This window comes from Actinoallomurus sp. NBC_01490 (assembly GCF_036227085.1).
Classification (GTDB): domain Bacteria; phylum Actinomycetota; class Actinomycetes; order Streptosporangiales; family Streptosporangiaceae; genus Actinoallomurus; species Actinoallomurus oryzae.
In genome coordinates, this window is sequence record NZ_CP109433.1 from 6,037,280 (window position 1) to 6,063,153 (window position 25,874).

Consider the following 25,874-nt stretch of genomic DNA (forward strand, 5'->3'; position numbering starts at 1 on the left):
CGCGGGCGGAAGACAGGGCACACCCGGAGACGCCGCGCCCCGGCGATCCGCTATCGGGGCGCGGCGTGCGGGTGAGGCTCAGTTCGCCTTGCTCACCGTCGACATGTTGAAGTCGGCCACGCGCAGGGGCGGCATCGCCGTGCGGGTGAAGTAGTCCGACCACTCGCGGCTCAGGGCGCGTTCGGTACGGCCCGCCTCGGCGACCCGGGACAGCAGGCCGACCGGGCTCTCGTTGAAGCGGAAGTTGTTCACCTCGCCGACGACCTCGCCGTCCTCCACGAGGTAGACGCCGTCGCGCGTGAGGCCGGTCAGCAGCAGCGACTGCGGGTCGACCTCCCGGATGTACCACAGGCAGGTGAGCAGCAGCCCGCGGCGGGTGCTCGCGACCATGTCGTCCAGCGACGCCGTGGAGCCGGGGACCTCCATGAGGAGGTTGTCGACGCCGGGCGTGAGAGGCAGGCCGGTCAGCTCGGCGGACTGACGTGTCTGCAGCAGCGCGGCCAGCCTTCCCTCGGAGATCCAGTCGACCGGGTTCAGCGCCAGGCCGTTGTCGAAGACCGAGGACTCGCGGCCGGAGGCGTGCGCGACCACGAACGGCGTGCACTCCAGACCCGGCGCCGACGGGTCGCTGTAGAGGCGCACCGGCAGGTCCGACAGCGTGTCGCCGACCCGTGTCCCGCCGCCGGGGCGGCTGAAGACGGTACGGCCGTCCTGCGCGTCGCGGGCGCCCGCCGACCAGTACATGTACGTCATCAGGTCCGAGACCGGCCCCGGAGGCAGCAGCGTCTCGTAGCGCCCCGCCGGCAGCTCGACCCGGCGCTCGCCCCACTTCAGCCGCGCGCTCAGGCCGGCGGCCATGCCCGCCACGTCCACGTCGCGGAAGTCCGCGGTGCCCGTGCCCGCCCACGCCGACCGCGCCATGTCCGAGGTCTTGGCGTTCAGCTCGACCTTGCCCGTCGGCTCGTCGAAGCGCAGCCGCAGCCCCGCGGACGTGCCCAGGAAGGTGGAGCTCATCTCGTGCGTGGCGAAGCCGTACAGCAGCCGCTCGTCGTCCTGGGCCGCGGCGAACGCCTCGCCGAGCGCCGGCGCGAACCCCTCGAACACCCCGACCGAGGTCTCGGCCGGCGGGTCGTCCCACGCGCCGCCCGAGCCCGCCCGCGCGGCGTCGATCAACGGAGCGGCGTCCTCCGCCGGGCCGCTCTCCTCGGCCGAGCGCTCCGCCGCGCGTACGAGGTCCTCGACCTGGTCCGGCGTGACGCCGGCCCGCGAGACCATGCCGGTCGACTCGCCCGCGATCGCGATGACCGTGAGCCGGCGGGACCGGGTGACGCCGTTCGTGGTGAGCGTGTTGCCGGCCCAGCGCAGGTTGGCGCCGCTGGACTCGTCGGCGATCACGATGCAGCCGTCGGTGCGGGAGAACCCCAGCGCCCGCTCGACGGTCTCCTGAGGAGTGCTCACTGGCCGGCCTCCTTGACCGCGTTGAGGATGTTGACGCCGCGGAACAGGGCGGACGGCGCGCCGTGGCTCACCGGCGCGACCTGGCCCGGCTGGCCCTTGCCGCAGTTGAACGCCCCGCCGAGGACGTAGGTCTGCGGACCGCCCACGGCCTCCATGGAGTTCCAGAAGTCGGTGGTCACCGCCTGGTACGCCGCGTCGCGGAGCTGGCCCGCCAGCCGGCCGTTCTCGATCCGGTAGAACCGCTGGCCGGTGAACTGGAAGTTGTAGCGCTGCATGTCGATCGACCAGCTCTTGTCGCCGACGATATAGATGCCGCGGTCGACCCCGGAGATCAGCTCCTCGGTGGAGGGCCCGTCCGGCGCCGGCCGCAGCGAGACGTTCGCCATGCGCTGCAGCGGCATGCTGGAGGGGGAGTCGGCGAACGCGCAGCCGTTCGAGCGCTCCCGCCCGGTCAGGTGCGCGATGCGCCGGTCGGTCTGGTAGCCGACGAACCGCCCGTCGCGGACGATGTCCCAGCTCTGCGTCTCGACGCCCTCGTCGTCGTAGCCGATGGTCGACAGGCCGTGCTCGGCCGTACGGTCGCCCACGATGTTCATCACCTTGGAGCCGTACTGCAGGCTGCCGAGCTTGTCCGGCGTCGCGAACGAGGTGCCCGCGTACGCCGCCTCGTAGCCCAGCGCGCGGTCCAGCTCGGTGGCGTGCCCGATCGACTCGTGGATGGTCAGCCACAGGTTGGACGGGTCGATGACGAGGTCGTACACGCCCGCCTCGACCGACGGCGCGGCCAGCTTCTCGGCGAGGTACTCCGGGATGCGGGCCAGCTCGTCGTCCCAGTCCCAGGCCGTACCGGTGAGGTATTCGTAGCCGCGCCCGGCGGGCGGGGCCAGGCTGCGCATCGTGTCGAAGCCGCTCTCGTGGAGGCCGACGGCGGTCACCACGGGCGCGAGGCGCACGCGCTGCTGGGTGGTCACCGTGCCCGCGGCGTCGGCGTAGAACTTGTTCTCCTTCACCTGGAGCAGTGAGGCGTCGGAGTGGGCGACCCGGTCGTCGTCGAGCAGCCGGCGGCTCCAGTCGGTCAGCAGCGCCACCTTGTCGGCGATCGGCACGGTGAACGGGTCGACCTCGTAGGAGGAGACCCAGACCCGCTCGCCGTGCACCGGCTCGGGGGCGAGCTCGATGCGCTCGCGGTTGATGGCCGCGGCGACCTTGGCGACCTCCACCGCCTGCTCGGCCACGCGGACCGCCGCGTCCGGTGTCAGGTCGATGCCCGCGGCGAAGCCCCAGGTGCCGTCCTTGACGACGCGCACGGCGAAACCGAGGTCGTCGGCGTCGGCCGCGGTCTCCAGGCGGGCGTCGGACAGGCGCAACGTCTGGCGCCGGATGCGTTCGAGACGGAAGTCGGCGTGCTCGGCGCCGAGATCGCGGGCACGCGAGAGCGCGGCGTCGGCGAGCGCGCGCAACGGTAGGGCGGTGAACTCCTGATCGATCTGTCGCACTGCTGCAACCTATCGCGTCCTACAAAGAGGGGCAGGTCACCCTTGGCGGTGCCGTGCTCGTGCTACCCGTGGGTAGCGGAATAGGCTCGCCAGGATCCCGACTGGAGGTTTTCCGAATGACTCGCTCAGTCCTCGTCACCGGTGGCAACCGGGGAATCGGGCTGGCCATCGCTCACGAGCTCAAGGGCTCGGGAGACGCCGTCGCCGTGACCTACCGTTCCGGCGAGCCGCCCGAAGACCTGTTCGGCGTGCGCTGCGACATCACCAGCGCCGAGGACGTCGACGCGGCGTTCGGCAAGGTCGAGGCGGAGCAGGGACCCGTCGAGGTGCTGGTGGCCAACGCCGGCATCACCCGCGACAACCTGCTCGCGCTGATGAGCGAGGAGGAGTTCTCCTCCGTGCTCGACACCAACCTGACCGGGGCGTACCGCGTCGCCAAGCGCGCGGTGCGCGGAATGATGCGCAAGCGCAGGGGCCGCATCATCCTGGTCTCGTCGGTGGTCGGGCTGCTCGGCTCCGGAGGCCAGACGAACTACGCCGCCTCCAAGGCCGGGCTGATCGGCTTCGCCCGGTCCCTCGCCCGCGAACTGGGCTCGCGCGGCATCACCGTCAACGTCGTCGCACCCGGATTCGTCGCCACCGACATGACGGCGGCCCTGGGCGAGGACCGGCAGGCCGAGATCAAGAAGCAGATTCCGCTGGGCCGGATCGCCGAGCCGTCGGAGATCGCCAAGGCGGTACGGTTCCTGGCCGGCGACGACGCCGCCTACATCACCGGGGCGGTCATCCCGGTCGACGGCGGCCTTGGAATGGGGCACTGAATGGGCATTCTCGACGGTAAGCGCATCCTCGTCACGGGCGTCCTGACCGACGCCTCCATCGGCTTCCACATCGCGCGCCTGGCACAGCAGGAGGGCGCGACGGTCGTGCTGACCGGCTTCGGCCGCATGTCTCTCGTCGAGCGCATCGCCAAGCGCCTCCCCGAGCCCGCGCCGGTGATCGAGCTCGACGTCACCAACGACGAGCACCTCGCCGGCCTGGCCGGCCAGGTGAGCGCGCACGTCGACGGCCTCGACGGCGTCGCGCACTCGATCGCCTTCGCGCCGCAGACCGCGATGGGCGGCAACTTCATGAACACCGCGTGGGGCGACGTGGCCACCGCGGTGCAGATCTCGGCGTACTCCCTCAAGTCGCTCACCGCCGCCTGCCTGCCGCTGATGAAGACCGGCGGCTCGGTGGTCGGCCTCGACTTCGACGCCGGTCAGGCCTGGCCGGTCTACGACTGGATGGGCGTGGCGAAGGCCGGCCTGGAGTCGACCTCGCGCTACCTCGCCAAGTACCTGGGCCCGGACAACGTACGGGTCAACCTCGTGGCGGCGGGCCCGCTCAAGACGATGGCGGCCAAGAGCATCCCGGGCTTCGAGGAGTTCACCGACGTCTGGCCGGAGCGCGCGCCGCTCGGCTGGGACGTCGCCGACCCCGAGCCCACCGCCAAGGCGTGCGTGGCGCTGCTGTCGGACTGGTTCCCGGCGACGACCGGAGAGATCGTGCACGTCGACGGCGGAGTCCACGCCGTCGGCTGAGTGACCGCCCGGACCTCTGGCGCGCCGCCGTCGGAGTGGTCGTCCGGGATGGCCGGACAGATGCCGCACGCCGGCGGCTTCCACGCCGCCGGCCGGGCGAGCGCCCGGACTCCCGCCCGCCGCGCTGCGGGGCGGGGTCCGGGCGGTCGTCTGCTGGGCGCCGGCGTGCCGGGCCGGTTCCGCATCCGTTCGGGTCGCGTCAGCCGCGGCGTGTCGCCGGGCCGCCCGCCCGCCGGCGCCGGCAGCCTTCCTCCGCCACCGCGCGGCGGAACAGCAGGCTGAGGTTCAGTGCGGCCAGCGCACCGATGAGGCCGGACGCCGTCGCCACCAGCAAGGGCGGCAACGGCTCACCGTCCGGCGCCGACTCCGCGACCAGCAGGGCCGGTTCCGCGGCCAGGCGCTCGGCCTGCGGATTCGCCGTCGACCCTGGCGCCACGGCCGGATCCCGGTCGGGTACGTCGGGCAGCGCGGCCGCCGCCGAAGATTTTGGCGCGGACACGCCCGGACGCACATTGGCGGGCGGTGGGGGTACGTGCGGGATCGGGCCGGCGGTCGGTGCGGACACGCCCGGGTTCGTGTCGGCGGGCGGTGTGGGTTGGTCCGGGACCGGGTCGGCGGGCGGCGCGGGTATGTCCGGGCTTGTGTCGGTGGGCGGTCTGGACACGTCCGGGTTCGGCTCGGCGGGCGGCGTGGGCGCGGCCGGGCTCGCGTTGGCGGGCGGTGTGGGCAGGTTCATCAGGTGGCTCACCGTGCCGTGGTGATGCGAGCGCGGCGCGGGCCTGTTCGCGGACTTCGGCTTGTGCTTGTGCTTGTGCTTGTGCTCGGCGGCCGGTTCGGGGGAGTGCCTGCTCGACGGTCCCGCGGACGACTTGGGCGGCTTCGCCGCTATGCCCTTGCCCGCGCCGAGCAGGCCGCACAGCCGTTTGCCGAGCCTGCACGCGCCCACGCTCGCGGTGGCCGTCCCGGTCGCCGCGGACGCCGGCGAGGCCTCCGCGGCGAAGAAGACGAGCGCGCCGGCCGACAACGTCGCCGACGCCACCACGATGCGCCGCCGGTCTCGTCTCAGCGCCATATCGCTCCCCTTCGACGGGATCTGGTGAACGTCATGTCTCATCAGGATCCCAGGTGAGGCCTTACTTACTGCTCACTTACAGGTGAGTCAAGGCGCTGGTGTCGGCCTGGCGACCGACGACGACCCGGCAGGGCGCCGAACAGGACGACGGCGGGGCACGGGCCCTACAGGTCGGCGAGGTTCTCGCGGAGCAGGTCGGCGAGTCTCGTACGGCGCGCCGGCTCCTCGCGCTCGCGTACGGCGCGGGCCAGCTCGGGACCGGCCGCGTGCACGACCGACAGGTGGCGGCGTGCCCGGGTGAAGGCGCCGACGACCAGCGGCCGGGTCAGCGCGCCCGCGGCCTCGCCGGGCAGGACGGCGACGACGGCGGGCCACCGGGTGCCCTGCGCGCGGTGGACGGTCACCGCCCAGCCGTGCCGCAGCGACACGCCGGGCACCGACGCGGTACCGCCGGGGAAGGAGACCTCCACGGCGTCCTCGTCCGGCTTCGCCGCGACGACGGTGCCGAACTCGCCCGCGGCCGCCTGGGGCAGGTCCGTGACCGCCACCACACGGTCGCCGGCGTCGTACGGGCCCGGGCCGGGGTTGAGACGTGCCTTGAGCGCCTGGTTGAGGGCGTCCGCCCCCGCCTCGCCGCGGCGGGCGGGCGTGACCACCAGGACGTCCTCGGCCGGGATGCCGAGCGCGCGGGGGATCGAGTCGGTGACGAGCTGCACGGCGCGGTGGGCCGCCTCCCGCGCCTCCCCGGCCGGCACGATGACCACCTCGCGGTCGGCCGGGTCCACCGGCACGAGAGCCCCCTCACGGGCCGCGGCGGCCACCCGCCCGATCGCCCCGCCCGGCGAGGCGGGCAGCGCCACGACCGGCAGGGCGCCGCAGGCGATCGCGTCGCCGAGCACGCGGCCCGCGGCGAGCGGCGACGGCGCCGCCGGGTCGGCGGTGAGCACAAGGTGGGTGCCGTCCATGCACGCGTCGACCAGAGCCGCCGCGCGTTCGACGTCGAGGGTGTTCGCCTCGGCGACGACGACGATGTCGGCCTCGATCGGATGCTCGACGCCGCGCGCGTACCCGTCCGGGCCGGGTTCCAGCAGCCGGTGGACCCCCGAACGAGAACCGGCCGCGCCGCTCGCGTCGCCGGCGGCCCGGTCGGTCGCCGCGGTGACGACGACGCCGGGACGGCCCGCGAGCGCCCGTACGACCTCCTCGACGGCCTCGGGCGGCCCGGTGAGCACGCTGACGCCGTGCTCGAACACCTCCGCCGGCACGCCGTCGGCGGGCGGCAGCGGGTCGGCCATCGCGGTCAGCCGGGCGAGGCCCTCCGCGACCGCCTCCTCGGCCGCCGCGAGCGAGGCCAGGCCGAGCAGTTCGGTCTCCGACGCCTCGTCCATGACCGCGACGATCTCCCCGGCGCCGATGGCGGCGCGAACCGCCTCGACGGCGTCGCCGGGATCGTAGGTCTCCAGGGCGGACAGCAGCGACTTGGCCGGCGTCACGGTGTGACCGTCACCCGCCGCGCGCAGCAGCAGGTGGACGGCAAGCGCGCCGACGCGGCGCGGGTCGTGCGGCGCGGCCTCGGCGCCGAGGAGCCTGCGGGCGAAGAAGTCGGCCTGCTCGGGTCGTACGCCGGGCACGGCGAGCAGCCGCCAGGGGTTGTCCCGCAGCTCCCGTGCGGCGCCCGGTCCGAGGCACGCCGCCGCCTGGTGCGCGAGCCGCGCCGGAACCTCGGCCGACGCGAACAGCTCGAGCAGGTCCGCGGGTGGAGTGGAGGATGTCTCAGTCATCGACGGTCACCCTACGATGTCAGGCGCCCCGGCCGCTGCCGACCATGCCGCTCCGTACCGGAAGCCTGGGGTGACCACGCCGGATCAGTCGTCCTCGGAGGAGATGTCGTCCAGGGCGTCGCGGATCTCTCCGGGCAGCGTGATCTCCTCGGCCTCCAGCACGACGGAGAGCTGCCTCGCCGTACGCGCCCCGACGATCGGGGCCACCACGCCCGGCTGGTCGCGGACCCAGCTGAGCGCCACGGCGAGAGGCGACACGCCGAGCCCCTCGGCGGCCGTCGACACCGACTCGACGATCCGGGCGCAGCGGTCGTTCAGGTACGGCTGGACGAACTCGGCGTAGTGCGGGCTGGCCGCGCGGGAGTCGGCCGGGATGCCTGTGCGGTACTTGCCGGTCAGCACCCCGCGGCCCAGCGGCGAGTAGGGGAGCAGGCCCACCTCGAGCTGGAGCGACGCCGGCACGAGGTCATCCTCCACGTCACGCCGCAGCAGGGAGTACTCCGCCTGCGTGGAGACGATCGGCGTACGGCCCGGCCAGGCGCGCTGCCACGTCGCCGCGGCGGCGAGCTGCCAGGCGGCGTAGTTGGAGACCCCGGCGTACCGGGCGCGGCCGGAGGCGACGGCCTCGTCCAGCGCGGACAGTGTCTCCTCCATCGGCGTGCGCGGGTCGTACGCGTGGAGCTGCCACAGGTCGACGTGGTCCACGCGGAGGCGCTCGAGGGAGGCGTCCAGCGCGCGTAGCAGGTGACGGCGCGACGCGTCACGGGTCCCCTCGGCGGTCAGCACGGCCTTGGTCGCGATGACCAGGTCGTCACGGTCGACGACCTGGCCGACCAGCTCACCGATGACCCGCTCGCTGTCGCCGCCGCAGTAGACGTCGGCGGTGTCGAGGAGGCTGCCGCCCGCCTCGACGAAGGTCGTGAGCTGGTCGGCGGCGTCTTCGGCGCCGGTGTCGCCGCCCCACGTCATCGTGCCCAGGCCGAGGCGGGAAACGGACAGGCCGCTCCGGCCGAGGTGACGCTGCTCCATGCCTGGGGAGCGTATCGGGCGCGGAGTGGTTCGTCGGCACGTACCCGTACCGCTCGCTAGGCTGCCTGCGACATCGACTCATCGGTACGAGGAAGAGCCACCACCCGTGAACTTCGTCCAAGCCACCGTGCTCGGGATCGTCCAGGGACTCACCGAGTTTCTGCCGATCTCGAGTTCGGCCCACCTCCTGATCGTGCCCCGGCTGCTCGATTGGAAGGATCCGGGCGCGGCGTTCACCGCGGTGATCCAGCTCGGAACCATGCTCGCGGTGCTCATCTACTTCTGGCGCGACATCGTCCGGATCACCGTCACCTGGTTCCGCAGCCTGTTCAATCCGGACCTGCGTCACCACCTCGACGCCCGCATGGGCTGGTACGTCGGGCTCGGCACGATCCCCGTCTCGGTGGTCGGCCTGGCGTTCAACAGTGCCATCGAGGGTCCGGCCCGCAACCTGTGGATCAACGCGGGCAGCCTCATCGTCATGGGCCTGGTGCTCCTGATCGCCGAGTGGGCCGCCCGGCAGAAGCGCGAGATCGGCGACCTCAACATGCGCGACGGCCTCATCATCGGCGGCTTCCAGTGCCTCGCGCTGATCCCCGGATCGTCGCGGTCCGGCTCGACCATCACCGGCGGACTGTTCCTCGGCTACACGCGTGAGGCCGCGGCCCGCTACTCCTTCCTGCTGTCCATCCCGGCGGTGGTCCTGTCCGGCCTGTTCGAGCTGCGCAAGGTCGGCGACGGCTCGCTGCCCGTCGCGGGTACGGCCGTCGCCACCGTCGTGTCGTTCGTGGTCGGGTACGCCTCGATCGCGTGGCTGCTGAAGTTCCTCGTCCGCCACTCGACGCTGGTGTTCGTCTACTACCGGGTGGCGCTCGGCGGCATCCTCTTCGGCCTTCTCGCCGCCGGAGCCATCGCCGCCACGTGACCGGGTGGGCGGCGTACGGTCATGTCATGAGGGTCCTCTCGGTCAACGTCGGCACGCCGCACCCCAACCCCTGGAAGCGCCTGCCCGCCACCGGCATCGACAAGCGTCCCGTCGAGGGGCCGGTCGCCGTCACGGCGGCCGGGCCCAAGGGCACCGGCGAGGTCGGCCTCGCCGGTGACCGTGCCCACGACGTCAAGCACCACGGCGGCACCGACCAGGCCGTCTACGCCTACGCCCGCGAGGACCTCGACCGGTGGGCGGCCGAGCTGGACCGGCCGCTGCCGAACGGCGTCTTCGGGGAGAACCTCACCACCGAGGGACTGGACGTCAACGGCGCCCTGATCGGCGAACGCTGGCGGATCGGGCCCGACGTCGTCCTGGAGGTCTCCGCTCCGCGGACCCCGTGCGTGACCTTCGAGGGATGGCTGGGCGAGCCCGGCTGGATCGAACGGTTCATCGCCGCCGCGGTGCCCGGCCCGTACCTGCGGGTGATCGAACCCGGCGACGTCCGCGCCGGCGACCCGATCGCGATCGTGCACCGCCCGGACCACGACGTGTCCGTCGCGCTCGCCCTGCGGGCGCTGACGCGCGAACCCGAACTGCTCCCACGCCTGGCCCCCGCCGGCGACGCCCTCCACGCCGAGACGCGCGCCCTCCTCCGCCGCCGCACCCAGCCGAGCTAGGTGTGCCGACACGCCCTGGAACCGCCCTCTACAGCCAGCCGCTCTTGCGGAACCAGCGGTACAGGCCGACGCAGATGGCGACGATGACCAGCATCGCCGCCGGGTAGCCCCACCACTGGTGCAGCTCGGGCATGTGGTCGAAGTTCATGCCGTACACGCCGGTGACCATCGTCGGCACGGCGAGGATCGCCGCCCAGGCGGAGATCTTGCGCATGTCCTCGTTCTGCTGCATGCCGACCTGGGCGAGGTGCGCGTTCAGCACGTTCGTCAGCAGCTCGTTGTGCGAGTCGACCTGCTCGTCGACGCGCAGCAGGTGGTCGAGCACGTCGCGGAAGTACTCCAGCGTGCCCTCGGCGACGCTCACGCGGCCCTTCACGATCTCCTGGAGCACGGGGATCAGCGGGTCCTCGGCGCCGCGGAACTCCAGCACCTCGCGCTTGAGCTCGTAGATGTCCTCGGTGACCGTGGTGCGCTGCGGGGCGAAGACGCGGCGTTCGAGGTCGATGATGTCGGTCTCGACCTCGTGGGCGATCGAGCCGTACTGGTCCACGACCTCGTCGAGAACCGTGTAGAGCACCGCGCTGGGCCCGTGCCGGAGCAGGTCCGGGTCGCCCTCCAGCCGCCGGCGCACGGCCTTCAGCGGCGCGCCCTCGCCGTGCCGGACGGTGATCACGAAGTCCTTGCCGAGGAACAGCATGATCTCGCCGACCTCGATGTCGGAGGTCTCGTCGATGTAGCGCAGCGACTTGATGACCACGAACAGCACGTCGCCGTAGCGCTCGAGCTTGGGCCGCTGGTGCGCGTGGACCGCGTCCTCGATCGCGAGAGGGTGCAGCTGCAGTTCGCCGGCGACCTGGTCGAACTCCTCGGTGCTCGGCTCGTGCAGGCCGATCCACATGAAGCTGTCGCCGAGCTCCCGCGCGGCGTCGAGCGCGTCGCTGAGATCGCCGTCGACATCGTCGCGGACGCCCTTCCGATAGATGGCGCAATCCATGATCATGACGACATTGTCCCGGAGGTGGCACGGACGGGGGCGCCACATGACCTACCCGTGACCTTGGGTGTCAATCGCTGCGCCGGGTGCGGCTACAGTTCACGACGTGGCAACTCTCCTCTTGGTGCGTCACGGGCTGACCGAGCTGACGGGGCCGGTGCTCGCCGGCTGGACGCCCGAGGTGCACCTCAACGAGCGCGGCCGTGAGCAGGCCGCCGAGCTCGCGGCGCGTCTCGCCCCCCTGCCTCTCGACCTGGTCGTCGCCAGCCCCCTCGAGCGCTGCCAGGAGACCGCGCGAGCCCTCCTCGACGGACGCGACGGCCTCCAGATGCGCACCGACGACCGGTTCGGCGAGGTCAGGTACGGCGACTGGACCGGGCGGCGCCTCGAAGAACTGGCCAAGGAGGACCTGTGGAAGGTCGTCCAGGCCCATCCCAGCGCCGCGCGGTTCCCCGGCGGTGAGGCGCTGGCCGACGCCCAGCACCGCGCCGTGACCGCCGTGCGCGAGTGGAACGACACGCTCAAGCCGGACGCGATGTTCCTGGTCTGCAGCCACGGCGACATCATCAAGTCCATCGTGGCCGACGCCCTGGGCCTGCACCTGGACCAGTTCCAGCGTATCCAGGCCGATCCCGCGTCGCTGACCGTGATCCGTTACACGGAGACTCGCCCGTTCGTCCTCCGTCTGAACGACAACGGCGGGAAAGTCGACGATCTTCTTGCGAAGTCCGGCGAGGACAGTGACGCGCCCGTCGGTGGCGGAGCGTAGGGTCGTCCTCATGCCGGTCATCGCATACGACATGCCCGAAAGGTTTGTGGCGGGCACCGTTGGCCAGCCTGGCGACCGCACGTTCTTCCTGCAGGCTCGGGCGGGGCGCCGCGTCACGAGCGTCGGCCTGGAGAAGTTCCAGGTGACGCTGCTGGCAGAGCGCCTGGAGGAGCTGCTGGACGAGGTGCTGCGCCAGGGCGGCACGGCCGCGGTCCCCGCGGTCGCGCCGGTGGAGCTGCAGGACGACGAGCCGCTCGAACAGCCGATCGAGGAGGAGTTCCGCGTCGGCACGATGGCGCTGGCGTGGGATCCTGAAGATGAGCGCGTGGTCATCGAGGCGCAGGAGGTCACCGAGGGCGAGGAGGACGAGTCCGAGATCGGCAGCGAGGATCCCGCCGCCGTCGTGCTCCGGGTCCGCATCACCGCCGGCCAGGCCCGTGCCTTCGCCCAGCGCGCCCTGAAGATCGTCGCCGCCGGGCGGCCGCCCTGCCCGCTGTGCGGGCTGCCACTGGACGCTCAGGGCCACGTTTGTCCACGACAGAACGGCCATCTTGGCTGAAATGTCGATCGCACGGACACTAGAGCCATGAGTCAGCCCTCCCGGTACGGCGTCGGCGGTGACGGCTCGGTCGGTCCGGCCGACGTCGAGACCGCCATCCGCCTGCTGCAACACGGCGAGATCACCGTCGAGGGACGGCTCGTCGCGGCGACCAACGCGACCCTGTACTGCGCCATCGAGTTCGAGGACCTGCGGGCGAACTGCGTCTACAAGCCCGTCTCCGGCGAACGCCCGCTGTGGGACTTCCCGGACGGCACCCTCGCCGGCCGTGAGGTCGCGGCCTACGTCATCTCCGAGCAGATGGGCTGGCGCATCGTGCCCCCGACCGTCCACCGCGACGGCCCGTTCGGCCCTGGCATGGTCCAGCTGTGGATCGACCACGACCCCGACGTCGACGTGCTGGCCCTCTCGCGCGGCGACGACCCGGCCGTACGCCGCATGGCGGTCTTCGACGCCGTCGTCAACAACGCCGACCGCAAGGTCGGGCATCTGCTGCCGACCGCGTCCGGCCACGTGTACGGCTGCGACCACGGCGTCTGCTTCTCCGACGAGTACAAGCTGCGCACCGTCCTGTGGCAGTGGCGCGGCAAGGACCTCACCGGAGAGGCGGTCGAGGCGTTGCAGCGGCTGCGCCACGCCTTCGCCCGCGACGGCCTCACCACGCGGCTGCGCGCGCTCCTGAGCGAGGAGGAGGTCGAGGCCACCGTCGGCCGCGTCGACCTCATGCTCAAACACCGCATCCACCCCTACCCTCCAGAGGACTGGCCCGCCATCCCCTGGCCGCCCGTCTAGATGTGCACGGCGATCGTCGGGTACGACCCGCGCGCACGAGTCCCGGTGTTCCTCGCCGGCGTACGTGACGAGATGCTCGACCGGGCGTGGACCCCGCCCGCCCGGCACTGGCCCGGCCGTCCGGGCCTGATCGGCGGCCGCGACGAGCTCGCCGGCGGCACCTGGCTGGCCGCCGATCCGGTGGCGCCGCGCGTGGCGTGCGTGCTCAACGGCCGGGGGCCCCTGGTGCCCGAGGAGCGCCGCCGTTCCCGTGGAGAGCTGCCCCTGCTGATCGCCGGGGGCGGTGAGCCGGACGGCGACCTGAGCCGGTACGACCCGTTCCATCTCATCGGCGCCGAGCCGGCGGGCGTACGCCTCTGGAGCTGGAACGGCGAGCGGCTGACCACTCGCGCGCTCGACCCCGGGGTGCACATCGTCGTCAACAGCGGCCTGGCCGAGCCGGGCACGCGATGCGACGACGACGGCCTGTCCGCCCGGGTGGCCCACTTCCGCCCGCTGTTCGAGGCGGCCCCCCGCGACCGCGCGAGCTGGCGCCGGCTGCTCGACGGCGACGGACTCGACCCCGCCGACCCCCGGGCGCTCATCGTCCGCCGGGTGTTCGGCGACGGCCGGGTCTGGGGCACGACCTCGATCTCGCTGACCACGCTCGGCGTGGACGCGATGACCGGCTACGACTTCACCGCGGCACCGGCCGATCCCGCGGCCTGGCGGCCCGTCCCGCTGTCCTGACCGCGCGCGGTACGCCCTTCGCCGCTCACGAGCCGGCGTCCGCCCAGCCGCGGGCGAGGAACGCGAAGGCGTCCGGCAGCACGCTCCGCACGTAGTCCCAGTCGTGCCCGCCCGGCCGTACGACGAAGGTCGCGGGCACGCCGGCGTCGTCCAGCAGCTTCTTGAAGCGCTGCGGCTCGCCGTCGACCACCGGGTTCGTCTCGTCCTCGGCGGCGGAGAGGAAGACGCGGACCCGGCGGGCGGCGGCGACGTGCTCGTCCGGCCGGTTCGCCGCGATCAGGTCGGCCCGGTCGCCGAACATGTGCGAGGGGTCGTCGACGTGGAAGTAGCCGGAGATCGAGGCGACCGAGCCGAAGACGTCGGGATGGCGCAGGGCGAGGTTCATCGAGCCGTAGCCGCCCATCGAGAAGCCGGCGATCGCCCGGTGCGCCGCGTCGCGCCGGTGCCTGCCCTCGACCGCCGGAACGACCTCGTCGAGGAGACGGTCCTCGATCCGGTCCGACCCGTCGGCGGCGTCCGCCCACTCGGTGTCGTCGTGGTGGCTGCCGTTGCCGTCGGGGACCGCGAGAACGAACGGCGTGCCGCCGTGCGCGACGTAGGAGCGGACTTGGTCGGCCAGCCCCTCGTGCCGCACGATCGACTCCGGGTCGCTCGGCACGCCGTGCAGGAAGTACAGCACCGGGAGCGTCCGCGTCTCCGGCACGTCCGGGCGCCAGACGTACACGCCGTAGACCTTGTGGTCGGCCGGGTCGGTGATGTCGATCCGGCTGAGCCCGGGGCGGGCCGGCGACGGTGTGTCGGTCTCCCGCGCCCCTCGGGTGTCGGCCGAAGATCCGTGGTGCGCGCCGACGTTGACCGAGGCGTACGCCGTGCCGAGCGCGACGACCAGCGTCGCCGCCCACAGCGAAAGGCCGGCGAGGCGCCGGCCACGATGCTGGGGTTTGCGGTGTCTGGACACGATGCAGGCGGAGTCCCGGCGATCAGTCATGACGGGGGGTGAGCGCCACCAGGCTCGCACACCCGCGCCGGGCCGGTCGGCCGCCGCCGCCCACCAGGACAAATCTTTACCCGCCCGGATCCCCGTCCGCTGCCACCATCCGTCGCGGATAGGCTGCGGGGTATGCGATCGTGGCCTGCCCCCGAGGTCCCCAGCCTGGCCGGACACGGCCTGCCGCTCGCGGAGCCTCTCCTGAAACTGCACGACTCGGCCGCGGGTGCTCTGCGCCCGGTCAATCCGGGCCCGGTCGCCCGGATGTACGTCTGCGGCATCACCCCCTATGACGCCACCCATCTCGGACATGCCGCCACCTATCTCGCATTCGACCTGGTCAACCGGGTCTGGCGCGATGCGGGCCACGAGGTGCACTACGTGCAGAACACCACCGACGTCGATGATCCTCTGCTGGAACGCGCCAACGACACCGGCGACGACTGGCGGGCCCTGGCCGCGCGGGAGATCGACCTCTACCGCGACGACATGACCGCGCTGCGCGTCCTGCCGCCGCGCGAGTACGCCGGCGCCGTGGAGTCGATCCCGCTGATCATCGAGTTCATCGAACGGCTGCGCTCGCGCGGCGCCGCGTACGACCTGGACGGCGACCTGTACTTTCCCGTCTCGGCCGATCCGGAGTTCGGCTCGGTGAGCGGCCTGACCACGGCGGACATGGTGCCGCTGTTCGCCGAACGCGGCGGCGACCCCGACCGCAGGGGCAAGAAGGACGCCCTCGACGCGCTGCTGTGGCAGGCCGCGCGGCCGGGCGAGCCGTCCTGGGACTCACCGTTCGGCCCGGGCCGTCCGGGCTGGCACGTGGAGTGCGCCGCCATCTCGGTGCACAACCTCGGCATGTCCTTCGACGTCGAGGGCGGCGGCTCCGACCTCGTCTTCCCGCACCACGAGATGGGCGCCTCGCACGCCGAGATCGCCACCGGCGAGCGCCCGCACGCCAAGGCGTACGTCCACGCGGGCATGGTGGCCCTCGACGGCGAGAAGATGTCCAAGTCGCGGGGGAACCTGGTGTTCGTCTCGGGCCTGCGCCGCGACGGCGCCGACCCGATGGCGATCCGGCTGGCGCTGCTGGCGCACCACTATCGCTCCGACTGGGAGTGGACCGCCGACGACCTGCCCGCCGCCGAGGCCCGGCTCGCCCGCTGGCGGGAGGCGGCGCGGCTGGCCGGTGGCCCGTCCGCGGCGTCCCTCGTCGCGGACGTCCGCCGTCACCTGGCCGACGACCTCGACGCCCCCTCGGCCCTCGGCGCGGTGGACCGCTGGGTGGACCACGCCCTGAGCGTCGTCGCCGAGGACCGTGAGGACGAGGGCACGGCGCCGGACCTGTTCCGCCTCGCCGTCGACGCGCTGCTGGGCATCGCCCTGTAGGGCCTGTCAGGGCCTGCCTCGAGGCCCCGCCGTCCGGCCGCGCGGAGCTCGCGACCGGCGGGGACTCCGGGCCGGCCCTGCCGGTCCGCGCGGGCCGTATGCCGGATACGCGTTATTTGTCCGGCCTGGACAACAGACGCGAAACAAATGGTGATCTGTCCTTGACATGCGGGTGTGCCCGGTGCCAATTTGAACGATCAAACCGGTGATCGCCGGGCACCTGCGCCAAGGGAGACTCCCCATGGGCCGTGGCGGAGACGCGATCGGTGTGACGATCTCCGAGGTCGCCGCGGCGGCCGGGGTCTCGCGCCAGACCGTCTCCAACGTGCTCAAAGCGCCCGAGCGGGTCGCGCCCGAGACGGCGGCACGGGTGCGGCGGGCCATCGACGAGCTCGGCTACCGGCCCAACCGGGCCGCCCAGAACCTCCGGCAGCGCGCGAGCCGGTGCATCGGGCTGAAGATGGTCTCCCCGGCCGGCGTCAGCGACCTGTTCGACCGGTTCCTGCACGCGCTCACCGAGGCCGCGGGCGCCGCCGGGTACCACGTGCTGCTCTTCGGCGCGGCCGGTGACGAGCTCGCCACGTCCGAGGACCTGATCCGCACCGGCACGGTCGACGCGCTGGTCCTGGTCGACGTCGAGGTGGGCGACCCCCGGCTGCCCTGGTTCTCCCGGCGCGGCATCCCCTTCGTCTGCTTCGGCCGTCCGCGCGGGCAGGGGCGCGGGCGGTTCTGGTGGGCCGACGTGGACGGCGCGTACGGCGTCGCGTGTGCGGTGGACCACCTGGTCGCCCGGGGTCACCGTCGCGTCGCCTACCTCGGCTGGCCGCCGGGCAACGGTTTCGGCGACGACCGGCGCGCGGGCTGGCAGGAGGCGGTGCGGCGCCACGGCCTGGACGCCGGCGACCTCGTGGCGACCAGTGCCGAGGACGTCGCGGCGGCGACCGCGGCGGCACGGCGACTGCTGGGCCGGCCCGACCCGCCCACCGCCTTCGCCTGCGGCAGCGACACCTTCGCGGTCGGCGCGAGACTCGCCGGCGGTACCGGCCCGGACGGGTGGCCGAACCTGGAGGTCGTCGGCTTCGACGACTCCCCGGCCGTGATGTTGATGTCGCCGCCGATGTCGAGTGTCCGCCAGCCGCTCGACGAGGTCGCGCGGCGTGTCGTCGGACTCCTCATCGACCGGCTGGGTGGGGCCGAGACCCCACGGGAGGGGGTGATGCTGCGTCCAGATCTCGTCATACGGGAGTGGCGGGGGCCCGAGCCCGTGCACTGAGTGTGATTCCCAGAACGAGGAGTGAAAGTGGCATCGATCTCGACCATCGCGCGCGGGGTGGTGGCCGTCGTCGCGACGGTGACGCTCGCGGCGGCCTGCGGCAGCGGCTCGAAGACGAAGAGCGCGCCCACGAGCCAGGCGCTCACCGGGCGCGGTCCCATCACGCTGGCCCAGGGCAAGGACACCTCGGGCAACGTCCAGCACCTGATCGACGTGTGGAACAAGGCGCACCCCCAGGAGACGGTCCGGCTCATCGAGCTGCCGGAGAGCGCCGACCAGCAGCGCCAGCAGATGGTGCAGAACGCCCAGACCAAGTCCGACGCGTACACGGTGCTCAATCTCGACGTGGTGAACACGGCGGAGTTCGCGGCCAACCGGTGGGTCACGGCACTGCCGAAGGACCAGTTCGACCTGTCGAAGTTCCTGCCCGCGGCGGTGCGGACCGGTGAGTACCGCGGCGCCCTGTACGCCGCGCCGTGGAAGACCGACGCGGGCCTGCTCTACTACCGCAAGGATCTGCTGCAGAAGGCGGGGATCAGCGCACCGCCGAAGACCTGGGCCGAGATGCAGACCGACTGCGGCAAGATCAAGGGCGTCGGCTGTTACTCCGGGCAGTTCGACAAGTACGAGGGCCTGACCTGCAACTTCTCCGAGGCAGTGGACAGCGCCGGCGGCGAGGTCGTGGATGATTCGGGCAAGCCGAACGTCAACACGCCGCAGGCCAAGCAGGGCCTGGACTTCCTCGTCCAGGGCTTCAAGAGCGGGATGATCCCCAAGGAGGCCATCACCTACGAGGAGGAGGACGCCCGCCGCGCCTTCGAGGCCGGCAAGCTCGTCTTCCTGCGCCAGTGGCCGTACCAGTGGGCGCTGTCGAACAAGGCGGCGAAGGTCAAGGGCAAGTTCGACGTGGCCCCGCTGCCGGGCCTGAGCGGTCCCGGTTCGCCGACCCTGGGCGGGCACAACCTGGCGATCTCCTCCTTCGCCAAGAACAAGGCCACCGCGCTGGACTTCATCAAGTACCTCACCAGCCCGGACACCGAGCGGGCCAACCTGCTCGCCAGCTCCGAGGCCCCGACGCTCGCCGCGCTGTACGACGAGCCCGCGCTGAAGAAGAAGTTCCCCTACCTGCCGACGCTCAAGGCCTCCCTCCTCAACGCCAAGCCCCGGCCGCAGGCGGTGCGCTACAACGACGTGACGACCGCCATCCAGGAGTCGGTCTACGCGGCGCTGACCGGAAAGAGCACCACCGACCAGGCGCTCGCCGAACTGCAGTCCAAGCTCGGGCCGCTGACCCAGCAGTAGCGGCGCACCGTGGCGGGACGCGAGAGCGTCCCGCCACGGGCTTCCGGAGGAGGATTCATGACGACCACAACCACCGCCGGGCCGGCCGCGGCCCGCAGGAGACGGCGGGGCGACGTGCAGGGGTCCGGGCGCCTGGCCGCCACGCTGCTGTCGCCGACGTTCATCGTCCTCGCGCTCGTCGTCGGCTATCCGGTCATCGCGGCGTTCCGCGAGTCGCTGTACCAACGCGGCCAGGGCCTGGACGCGCAGGGCTTCGTCGTCCAGGGCGACAAGTTCGTCGGCCTGCGCAACTACACGGACATCTTCACCGGCCCGAACTCCGGCGCGTTCTGGAACGCGCTGGGGAACACCACCTTCTTCACCGTCGTGACCGTCGCGCTGGAGACCGTGCTGGGCGTGGCGATGGCGCTCGTCATGCACCGCGCCTTCCGCGGGCGCGGATTCGTCCGCGCCAGCATCCTCGTGCCGTGGGCGATCCCGACCGTGGTGTCGGCGCTGCTGTGGCGCTGGGTGTTCCAGGCGGACGGCGTCGCCAACGCGGTCATCGGCAAGCAGGTGCTGTGGACCACCGAGGGGTTCCACGCCAAGATCGCCGTCATCATCGCCGACACGTGGAAGACGGCGCCGTTCGTCGGCCTGCTGGTGCTCGCCGGGCTCCAGGTGATCCCGCGCGAGGTGCACGAGGCGGCGCGCGTGGACGGCGCCGGCGCCTGGGCCGGGTTCTGGCGGATCACGCTGCCGATGGTCAAGCCCGTGCTGCTCGTCGCCGTGCTGTTCCGGCTGCTGGACGTGCTGCGGTTGTTCGACCTGCCGGCCGTGCTGATCGGCCTGCACAAGGACTCCGTCGAGACGCTGACCATGATCGCCTACGACGAGGCGACCAACCTGCGGTACGGCCCCGCGGCCGCGTACGCCACGGTCCTGTTCGTCTACGTCGCGGTCGTCGCGTACGCCTTCGTCAAGCTGCTCGGCGCCGACATCATCGGCGACATGCGGCAGGCGCGGACCGCCGAGCCCACGAGCGGGAAGAAGAAGCCGCTGACCTCGGCGCGGAAGGTGACCACATGACCGAGCGGAGCGAGGCGATCAAGCACGGCAGCCCGGTCATCGCGCCGTTCTCGCGGGGTGGGGCGGAGGAGGTCCGGTGACCGCCGCCGTCTCGGCCGAGCCGCGGGACCGCCGGGGGACCGGCCGGGCGCGCGCCGGCCGGATCCTCACCTATGCCGGCATCGCCGCCGTCGTGGTCTACTGCCTGGCGCCGTTCTACTGGATGACGGTGTCGGCGTTCCGCCGGCCGGAGGACCAGTTCGACAACGCGCCCCTGCCCAGCCCGTGGTCGGTGACGAACTTCACCGCGGTGTTCAAACCGGGCGTCGGCTTCGGCCGGTCGCTGCTGAACAGCCTCGTCGTCGCGGGCGTCACCACGGTGGTCACCCTCCTCGTCGGCACGGTCACCGCCTACGCGCTGGCCCGGCTGACCTTCCGGTTCAAGAACGCGGTGCTCGCCATGATCATCGCCACGTCGATGTTCCCGAGCATCTCGCTGATCATCCCGCTGCTGAAGCTGTTCAGCGACATCGGGTGGATCAACACCTACCAGGCGATGATCGTGCCGTCGCTGTCGTTCGCGCTGCCCCTGTCGGTGTGGAACCTCACGGCGTTCTTCCGCCAGATGCCGTTCGAGCTGGAGCAGGCCGCGATGGTCGACGGCTGCACGCGAGGCGCGGCGTTCCGCAAGATCATTGTGCCGCTGGCCGCGCCGGGCGTGTTCACCACCGCGATCATCACGTTCATCGGTGCCTGGAACGAGTACATCATCGCGCTGAGCATGGTGAACAAGAAGGAGATGCAGACCGCCACCGTGTCGATCTCCAAGTTCACCGGGGCGTACGGTTTCGACCAGCCGTTCGGCACGCAGATGGCGGCCGGCGTGATCGTCACGGTCCCGCTCGTCATCGTCGTGCTGATCTTCCAGCGGCGCATCATCGCCGGTCTCACCGCGGGCGGTGTGAAGTGAACATCCCCCACCCCTGAAAGGACGACGTGCGAACGACGGACTCCGCGCCCTGGTGGCGCAGCGCTGTCATCTACCAGATCTACATCCGCAGCTTCGCCGACGGGAACGGCGACGGCGTCGGTGACATCGCCGGCATCCGGTCCCGGCTGCCGTACCTGCGCGACCTCGGCGTCGACGCCGTGTGGATCACGCCGTGGTACCCCTCGCCCATGGTCGACGCGGGGTACGACGTCGCCGACTACACCGGGATCGACCCGGCGTTCGGCACGATCGCCGACGCCGAGGCCTTCATCGCCGAGGCGCACGACCACGGGCTGCGCGTGATCCTCGACATCGTCCCCAACCACAGCTCCGACCGGCACGCCTGGTTCGAGGCCGCGCTGGCGGCCGGGCCGGGCAGCCCCGAACGCGACCGCTACGTCTTCCGCCCCGGCAAGGGGGAGAACGGCGAACTGCCGCCGAACGACTGGCGCGCCGCGTTCGGTGGCAGCGCCTGGACCCGCGTGCCCGACGGCGAGTGGTACCTCCACCTGTTCGCCGAGGCGCAGCCGGACCTCAACTGGGAGAACACCGAGGTCCGCCGCGACTTCGAGAAGATCCTCGCGTTCTGGTTCGACCGCGGCGTCGACGGGTTCCGCATCGACGTCGCCCACGGCCTGATCAAGCAGGAGGGCCTGCCCGACGCCGGCGAGTCCGTCGACGTGCTGGAGCCGACCAAGCGCGAGGACCATCCGCACTGGGACCGCGACGGCGTGCACGAGATCTTCCGCGACTGGCGAAAGGTGGCCGACCGCTACGACGGCGAGCGGGCCTTCGTCGCCGAGGCGTGGGTGAGCGGCCCGGCGCGGCTCGCCCGCTACGTGCGCCCCGGCGAGCTGCAGACCGCGTTCAACTTCGACTACCTGCGCGCGCCGTGGGACGCCGCGCGGCTCCGTGCGGTGATCGACAGCAGCCTGGACGCCCTCGGCGCCGTCGGCGCGCCCGCCACCTGGGTGCTGTCCAACCACGACGTCGTCCGGCACGTCACGCGGTACGGACGGCCGCACACCGAGGGGCGCGGCCCGCGCGCCGACGCGTCCGAGCCGCTCGACCTGGCCCTCGGCGTGCGCCGCGCCCGCGCGGCGGCGCTGCTCATGCTCGCGCTGCCCGGCGGCGCCTACGTCTACCAGGGAGAGGAACTCGGGCTCGCCGAGGTCGAGGACATCCCGGAGGAGTCCCTGCAGGACCCCGTGTGGAAACGTTCCGGGCACACCGCGCGCGGACGGGACGGCTGCCGTGTGCCGCTCCCGTGGTCCGGTGACACGCCGCCCTACGGCTTCAGCCCGGACGGCGTGACGACCTGGCTCCCGCAGCCGGCGTCCTGGCCGGGCCTCACCGTCGAGGCGGAGTCCGCCGACCCGGACTCGATGCTCGCGCTCTACCGCGCCGCGCTGCGGTTGCGGCGGGAGCACCCGGCGCTCGGCGAGGGCACGCTGCGCTGGCACGAGACCCCGGACGGCGTCCTGCTGTTCTCCCGCACGCCGGGCTTCGCCTGCGCGGTCAACCTGTCCGGCGAGCCGTACCCGCTGCCCGCCCATCACGGCGTCCTGCTCGCCAGCGGTCCGATCGAGGGAGGTGCGCTGCCCCACGACACCGCCGTCTGGCTCGCCGTCGACGACTGAGAGACGGCACGGCGGCCGACCGTCCTGTACCTCGGGGGAGATCTCTTTTCGGAGGCATTCCCATGCGAAGACGTGCCGTCGCGTTCACGGCCACGTTCGTCCTGGTGGCCGGCGCCGCGCACGCGGCGCCGGCGCGGGCACGGGCGGCCGGCCCGCCGAAGTCCGCCGAACTGTCCACGACGACCCGGTTGCCCGACCGGCGCGCGGTCGTCATCGGTGACCGCTTCTACTCGGTCTCCACCGAAGACGGCCTCTACCCGGCGACCGGCTGGCACACGATGGGGGAGATGGGCGGGTTCTGGACACCGCCGCTGAAGCTCCTCGACGGCGTGTGGTTCGGCCTGGGCGGACGGTGGCTGGGCGGCGCCCAGGCCAAGGCGGAGCGCTTCACCGCCGGCCAGGGCTACACCCGGATCGCCTACGAGACCGGCGACGTACGGGTCGAGCGGACCGACGTCGCGCCCGGCGGCGTGCGCGCCGGGCTCATCGGCCTGCGGCTCACCGCGCCGACGGCCCGTACCGTGCGCCTGGACGTGGACGCGCACTCGGAGCTGATGACGGCCTACCCGTGGGGCTCCACCACGCCGGACCAGAAGGCGGCCAACCTGCCCGACACCGGCGCGTACGAGGGTGGCGCGCTGGTGTTCCGCGAGCAGGGCACGCCGAAGGTCGCGAACGCCGCGCCGCACGACTTCGCGGCCATGGTCGCCGCGGACCGCACGCCGGTCGCCCATCAGCTCGGTGCCGGGCACCGCGGGCCGCAGGATCCGCCGGTGATCTGCCCCTCGACCGGCACCACGCCGGACAGATGCGACGACACCGACTTCGGCAAGGGCACCGGCGGGCGGTTGTCCTACGACGTGAAGCTGCCGAAGGGGCGTTCGACGACGGTGTGGCTGGCCATCGCCGGGTCCGACCACGGCACCGGAGAGGCGCGCGCGGCGCTCGGCACGGCGCTGCGCGACCCGGCCGGGCTGCTCGCCCGCAAGGTCGCCGCACGCCGGGCGGTCGCCGCGAACACCGTGGTCGACCTGCCCGGCGACCGGCTGCTGCAACAGAGCGTCGAGTGGAGCAAGCAGAACCTGGCCGACTCCGTACAGCAGGCCGACGACCTGCACCTGCGGGTGACCAAGGAGGGCAAGGAGTACCCGGCGCCGAAGGGCACGCTCGCCAAGGCGCGCTGGATCGGCGCGGGCTGGCCGGACTACCCGTGGATCTTCGGCACGGACGGGGAGTTCACCTCGTTCGCGGCCGTCGCCGCGGGTGACTTCGACGCCGTCGAGAACCACCTGCGGACGCTCCGCGACGTCAGCGACATCGTCAACGACAAGAGCGGCAAGGTCGTGCACGAGGTGGTCTCCGACGGGTCGGTGTACTTCGGCTCCAATGACTCGGCCGGCAACACCGACGAGACCGCGAAGTACCCCAGCGCGGCCGCGCTCGTGTGGCGCTGGACCGGCGACCGCCGGTTCCTGGACGACGTCTATGACTTCTCCAAGCGGAACATGCACTACATCGTGGACAGGCTCGACGCCGACAAGGACGGCTGGCCCGAGGGCCTCGGCAACGTCGAGCGGCCCGGCATGGGCGTGGAGAAGCTCGACAACGCGGTCTACACCGTGCGCGGCCTGTACGACCTGGCCGACATGGCGCGGGCGAAGGGCGACACCGCGACCGCGACCTGGGCCACCGCGCACGGGGACGACCTGGTGAAGCGGTTCGACCAGGCGTGGTGGTACGGCGGCGACACGCACCAGTTCGCCGACTCCCTCGACGACCCGGCGAACCCGGCGAACGACAACACGAAGATCTTCCAGCGGCACTGGATCGGCCTGACCCCGCTGGACGCTCTCCTCGTACGGCCCGGGCAGGCCACGCGCCCGCCGGCCACCGACGCCCACGCCCGCGAGGTGCTCGACCAGCGAGAACGCCCCTGCTACACCGGCGACAACGGGCTCTACCACACCGGAACGGGTCCGACCTCCGCCGAGGGCGGCAACAAGGGCCCGGCGTGCGACAGCGCGGTGTCGAGCGTGCAGAGCGACCGTGAGGCCTTCACCATCAACACCGGCATCATGGCGGTCGCCGAGGGCAACTACGGGCGGCTCGCGCAGCAGCAGCGTTACACCGACGACAACGCGCGGCAGCAGCTCGACCCGTCGCTGTACGAGATGCCCGGCGCGATGCCGGAGATCGTGCCGAGCCCGGACTTCGACCCGCCGAACATCGACCGGCCGGAGACGGGACGTTCCATGGTCCTGCAGGCGTGGGGCGCGTACGGCAACCTGTGGCCGGTCGTGAGCCAGCAGCTCGGCGTCGCCCCGGACCTGGGCCGAGGCCGGCTGGAGGTCGTCCCCCAGGTCCCGCCGGGCCGGCCGAGCGTGGCCGGGCGGAACATCCGTCTCGGCGCGGGCTCGGCCGACGTCTTCGCGTCGGCGTCCGCGGCGTCGTTGCGCACGGTCGTGACCGTACGGGCGCCGGGGACACGCCTGCTCATCGGCCAGGTGCTGCCCTCCGGAGCCGCGGTCGCCTCGGTGACGCTGAACGGCCGGTCGGTGCCGTATGAGGTGCGGCGGACGGCGCGCGGCGGTGAGGTCGTGGCCGACGCGGGCTCACGCGGAGGCCGGTCCACCCTGGTGGTCACCCTGCGCTGACGGGGTGCTCGCCCGGCCTCCCTCATCCGGGGAGCGCCGGGCGAGCACCCGCGCGAACCCGTCGATCAGGGCGTCCAGCGCGAAGGCGAACCGCGCCTCGTGGTCGGCCGGGGTGCCCAGGCCGTCGCGGACGGCCTCGGCGAGGTGGGGGAGGGCGGCCGGGTCCGGCCCGGCGAGCGCGGGCGGCGCGGCGCCCGGCGGGTCCACCTCGGCCAGGCAGTGGCCGGTGGTGAACGTCGCGACCGTGTTCACCACGTGGAAGGCCTCGCGCGTGCCGAAGCCGGCGGCGCGCAGGATCGCCACCGCCGTCTCCAGCTCCCGCAGCGCGGAGGGCGTGGTCACCGGCCGGGTCGCGACCAGCGGTACCACGCCGGGGTGCGCGAGCAGCTCGCGGCGGAACCCGGCGGCGAATCCGCGCAGCATCGCCTGCCAGCCGGCCGCCGCGTCGACGGTGAACGCACGGGTGGCGGTGCGCTCGACCAGGCCGGACAGGAGGGCGTCCTTGTTCGGCACGTAGTGGTAGAGGGTCATCGCCTCGACGCCGAGCGCGGCGCCCAGCTTCCGCATGGACAGCCCGTCCACACCGACCTGGTCCACCAGCTCCAGCGCGGCGTCCAGCACCTTCTCCCGGGACAGCCCGGCCCGCTCGTGCCTGGTCGCCATCGTCCGCTCCTTGACTCTCTTACACCGTAAGAGCATCATAGCTTCGTCTTACGATGTAAG

At 72.3% G+C, this 25,874-nt stretch carries 23 protein-coding genes; 15 read left to right on the plus strand and 8 right to left on the minus strand.

The features are described 5' to 3' along the window. Nucleotides 1-78: 78 nt before the first annotated feature. Entirely contained in the window at nucleotides 79-1,458 is a 1,380-nt protein-coding gene (locus OG417_RS28145) for a metallopeptidase TldD-related protein (RefSeq protein ID WP_329234557.1), read from the minus strand. Next, nucleotides 1,455-2,954 carry a TldD/PmbA family protein gene (locus tag OG417_RS28150; protein ID WP_329234560.1) on the minus strand — a complete coding sequence of 500 codons (1,500 nt, stop codon included), beginning with the start codon at nucleotides 2,952-2,954 and terminating at the stop codon, nucleotides 1,455-1,457. The genes OG417_RS28145 and OG417_RS28150 overlap by 4 nt, the downstream gene beginning before the upstream one ends. 116 nt (nucleotides 2,955-3,070) lie before the next feature. Here OG417_RS28150 and fabG point away from each other — a divergent pair, with 116 nt between their 5' ends. Both fabG and fabI read left to right on the plus strand, forming a co-directional pair. After that, entirely contained in the window at nucleotides 3,071-3,775 is a 705-nt protein-coding gene (gene fabG / locus OG417_RS28155) for a 3-oxoacyl-ACP reductase FabG (RefSeq protein WP_329234562.1), read from the plus strand. Further along, nucleotides 3,776-4,537, plus strand: a complete 762-nt coding sequence (fabI, locus tag OG417_RS28160) for an enoyl-ACP reductase FabI (protein ID WP_329234565.1) — start codon at nucleotides 3,776-3,778, stop codon at nucleotides 4,535-4,537. It abuts the gene before it with no gap. A 199-nt stretch (nucleotides 4,538-4,736) separates the two neighbouring features. Here the strand turns inward: fabI and OG417_RS28165 are convergent, their stop codons facing one another. The 3 genes from OG417_RS28165 to OG417_RS28175 all read right to left on the minus strand — a co-directional run bounded on the left by OG417_RS28165 (nucleotide 4,737) and on the right by OG417_RS28175 (nucleotide 8,419). Continuing rightward, nucleotides 4,737-5,609, minus strand: coding sequence for a hypothetical protein (locus OG417_RS28165; protein WP_329234568.1), 873 nt, complete (start codon nucleotides 5,607-5,609; stop codon nucleotides 4,737-4,739). Between the two features lie 164 nt (nucleotides 5,610-5,773). Further along, on the minus strand, nucleotides 5,774-7,390 hold the full coding sequence (locus tag OG417_RS28170; RefSeq protein ID WP_329234571.1) for an ATP-dependent RecD-like DNA helicase: 1,617 nt from the start codon (nucleotides 7,388-7,390) through the stop codon (nucleotides 5,774-5,776). Between the two features lie 84 nt (nucleotides 7,391-7,474). After that, nucleotides 7,475-8,419, minus strand: coding sequence for an aldo/keto reductase (locus OG417_RS28175; RefSeq protein ID WP_329234575.1), 945 nt, complete (start codon nucleotides 8,417-8,419; stop codon nucleotides 7,475-7,477). Nucleotides 8,420-8,525: 106 nt separating this feature from the next. Here OG417_RS28175 and OG417_RS28180 point away from each other — a divergent pair, with 106 nt between their 5' ends. Further along, nucleotides 8,526-9,344, plus strand: coding sequence for an undecaprenyl-diphosphate phosphatase (locus OG417_RS28180; protein ID WP_329234576.1), 819 nt, complete (start codon nucleotides 8,526-8,528; stop codon nucleotides 9,342-9,344). A gap of 26 nt (nucleotides 9,345-9,370) precedes the next feature. After that, complete coding sequence (locus OG417_RS28185; RefSeq protein WP_329234579.1) at nucleotides 9,371-10,027, plus strand: MOSC domain-containing protein; 657 nt, start codon at nucleotides 9,371-9,373, stop codon at nucleotides 10,025-10,027. 28 nt (nucleotides 10,028-10,055) lie between these two features. Here the strand turns inward: OG417_RS28185 and corA are convergent, their stop codons facing one another. After that, on the minus strand, nucleotides 10,056-11,027 hold the full coding sequence (gene corA, locus OG417_RS28190; RefSeq protein WP_329234582.1) for a magnesium/cobalt transporter CorA: 972 nt from the start codon (nucleotides 11,025-11,027) through the stop codon (nucleotides 10,056-10,058). Nucleotides 11,028-11,127: 100 nt separating this feature from the next. Between corA and OG417_RS28195 the strand changes: the two genes are divergently transcribed. Genes OG417_RS28195 through OG417_RS28210 form a run of 4 tightly spaced genes read left to right on the plus strand, consistent with a single transcriptional unit; the run spans nucleotide 11,128 to nucleotide 13,870 of the window. After that, complete coding sequence (locus OG417_RS28195; RefSeq protein ID WP_329234585.1) at nucleotides 11,128-11,790, plus strand: histidine phosphatase family protein; 663 nt, start codon at nucleotides 11,128-11,130, stop codon at nucleotides 11,788-11,790. Nucleotides 11,791-11,800: 10 nt separating this feature from the next. Further along, nucleotides 11,801-12,349: a DUF3090 domain-containing protein gene (locus OG417_RS28200; protein WP_329234588.1), complete on the plus strand. Its 549-nt coding sequence runs from the start codon at nucleotides 11,801-11,803 to the stop codon at nucleotides 12,347-12,349. Between the two features lie 27 nt (nucleotides 12,350-12,376). Continuing rightward, nucleotides 12,377-13,141 carry an SCO1664 family protein gene (locus OG417_RS28205; protein WP_329234591.1) on the plus strand — a complete coding sequence of 255 codons (765 nt, stop codon included), beginning with the start codon at nucleotides 12,377-12,379 and terminating at the stop codon, nucleotides 13,139-13,141. Next, a complete protein-coding gene (locus OG417_RS28210; protein ID WP_329234594.1) occupies nucleotides 13,142-13,870 on the plus strand; it encodes an NRDE family protein in 729 nt (242 codons plus the stop codon). It abuts the gene before it with no gap. A 25-nt stretch (nucleotides 13,871-13,895) separates the two neighbouring features. Here OG417_RS28210 and OG417_RS28215 read toward each other — a convergent pair whose 3' ends face one another. Further along, nucleotides 13,896-14,858, minus strand: coding sequence for an alpha/beta hydrolase (locus OG417_RS28215; RefSeq protein ID WP_329234597.1), 963 nt, complete (start codon nucleotides 14,856-14,858; stop codon nucleotides 13,896-13,898). 132 nt (nucleotides 14,859-14,990) lie between these two features. On the opposite strand from OG417_RS28215, the gene mshC reads away from it, so the two are divergent. The 7 genes from mshC (at nucleotide 14,991) to OG417_RS28250 (ending at nucleotide 25,151) form a co-directional block, all read left to right on the plus strand. Next, nucleotides 14,991-16,244, plus strand: a complete 1,254-nt coding sequence (gene mshC, locus OG417_RS28220; RefSeq protein ID WP_329234600.1) for a cysteine--1-D-myo-inosityl 2-amino-2-deoxy-alpha-D-glucopyranoside ligase — start codon at nucleotides 14,991-14,993, stop codon at nucleotides 16,242-16,244. 241 nt (nucleotides 16,245-16,485) lie between these two features. After that, entirely contained in the window at nucleotides 16,486-17,517 is a 1,032-nt protein-coding gene (locus tag OG417_RS28225; RefSeq protein WP_329234604.1) for a LacI family DNA-binding transcriptional regulator, read from the plus strand. Between the two features lie 27 nt (nucleotides 17,518-17,544). Continuing rightward, complete coding sequence (locus OG417_RS28230) at nucleotides 17,545-18,819, plus strand: ABC transporter substrate-binding protein (protein WP_329234607.1); 1,275 nt, start codon at nucleotides 17,545-17,547, stop codon at nucleotides 18,817-18,819. A 57-nt stretch (nucleotides 18,820-18,876) separates the two neighbouring features. After that, nucleotides 18,877-19,887 (plus strand): carbohydrate ABC transporter permease, encoded by a 1,011-nt coding sequence (locus tag OG417_RS28235; RefSeq protein WP_329234609.1) that lies wholly within the window; start codon nucleotides 18,877-18,879, stop codon nucleotides 19,885-19,887. A 76-nt stretch (nucleotides 19,888-19,963) separates the two neighbouring features. After that, nucleotides 19,964-20,836 (plus strand): carbohydrate ABC transporter permease, encoded by an 873-nt coding sequence (locus OG417_RS28240; protein ID WP_329234612.1) that lies wholly within the window; start codon nucleotides 19,964-19,966, stop codon nucleotides 20,834-20,836. Nucleotides 20,837-20,862: 26 nt separating this feature from the next. Then, on the plus strand, nucleotides 20,863-22,497 hold the full coding sequence (locus tag OG417_RS28245) for a glycoside hydrolase family 13 protein (RefSeq protein ID WP_329234617.1): 1,635 nt from the start codon (nucleotides 20,863-20,865) through the stop codon (nucleotides 22,495-22,497). 62 nt (nucleotides 22,498-22,559) lie between these two features. After that, a complete protein-coding gene (locus OG417_RS28250; RefSeq protein WP_329234620.1) occupies nucleotides 22,560-25,151 on the plus strand; it encodes a hypothetical protein in 2,592 nt (863 codons plus the stop codon). Here the strand turns inward: OG417_RS28250 and OG417_RS28255 are convergent. Continuing rightward, complete coding sequence (locus tag OG417_RS28255) at nucleotides 25,110-25,814, minus strand: TetR/AcrR family transcriptional regulator C-terminal domain-containing protein (RefSeq protein ID WP_329234623.1); 705 nt, start codon at nucleotides 25,812-25,814, stop codon at nucleotides 25,110-25,112. The two genes, OG417_RS28250 and OG417_RS28255, sit on opposite strands and share 42 nt — an antisense overlap. Between the last annotated feature and the right edge of the window lie 60 nt (nucleotides 25,815-25,874).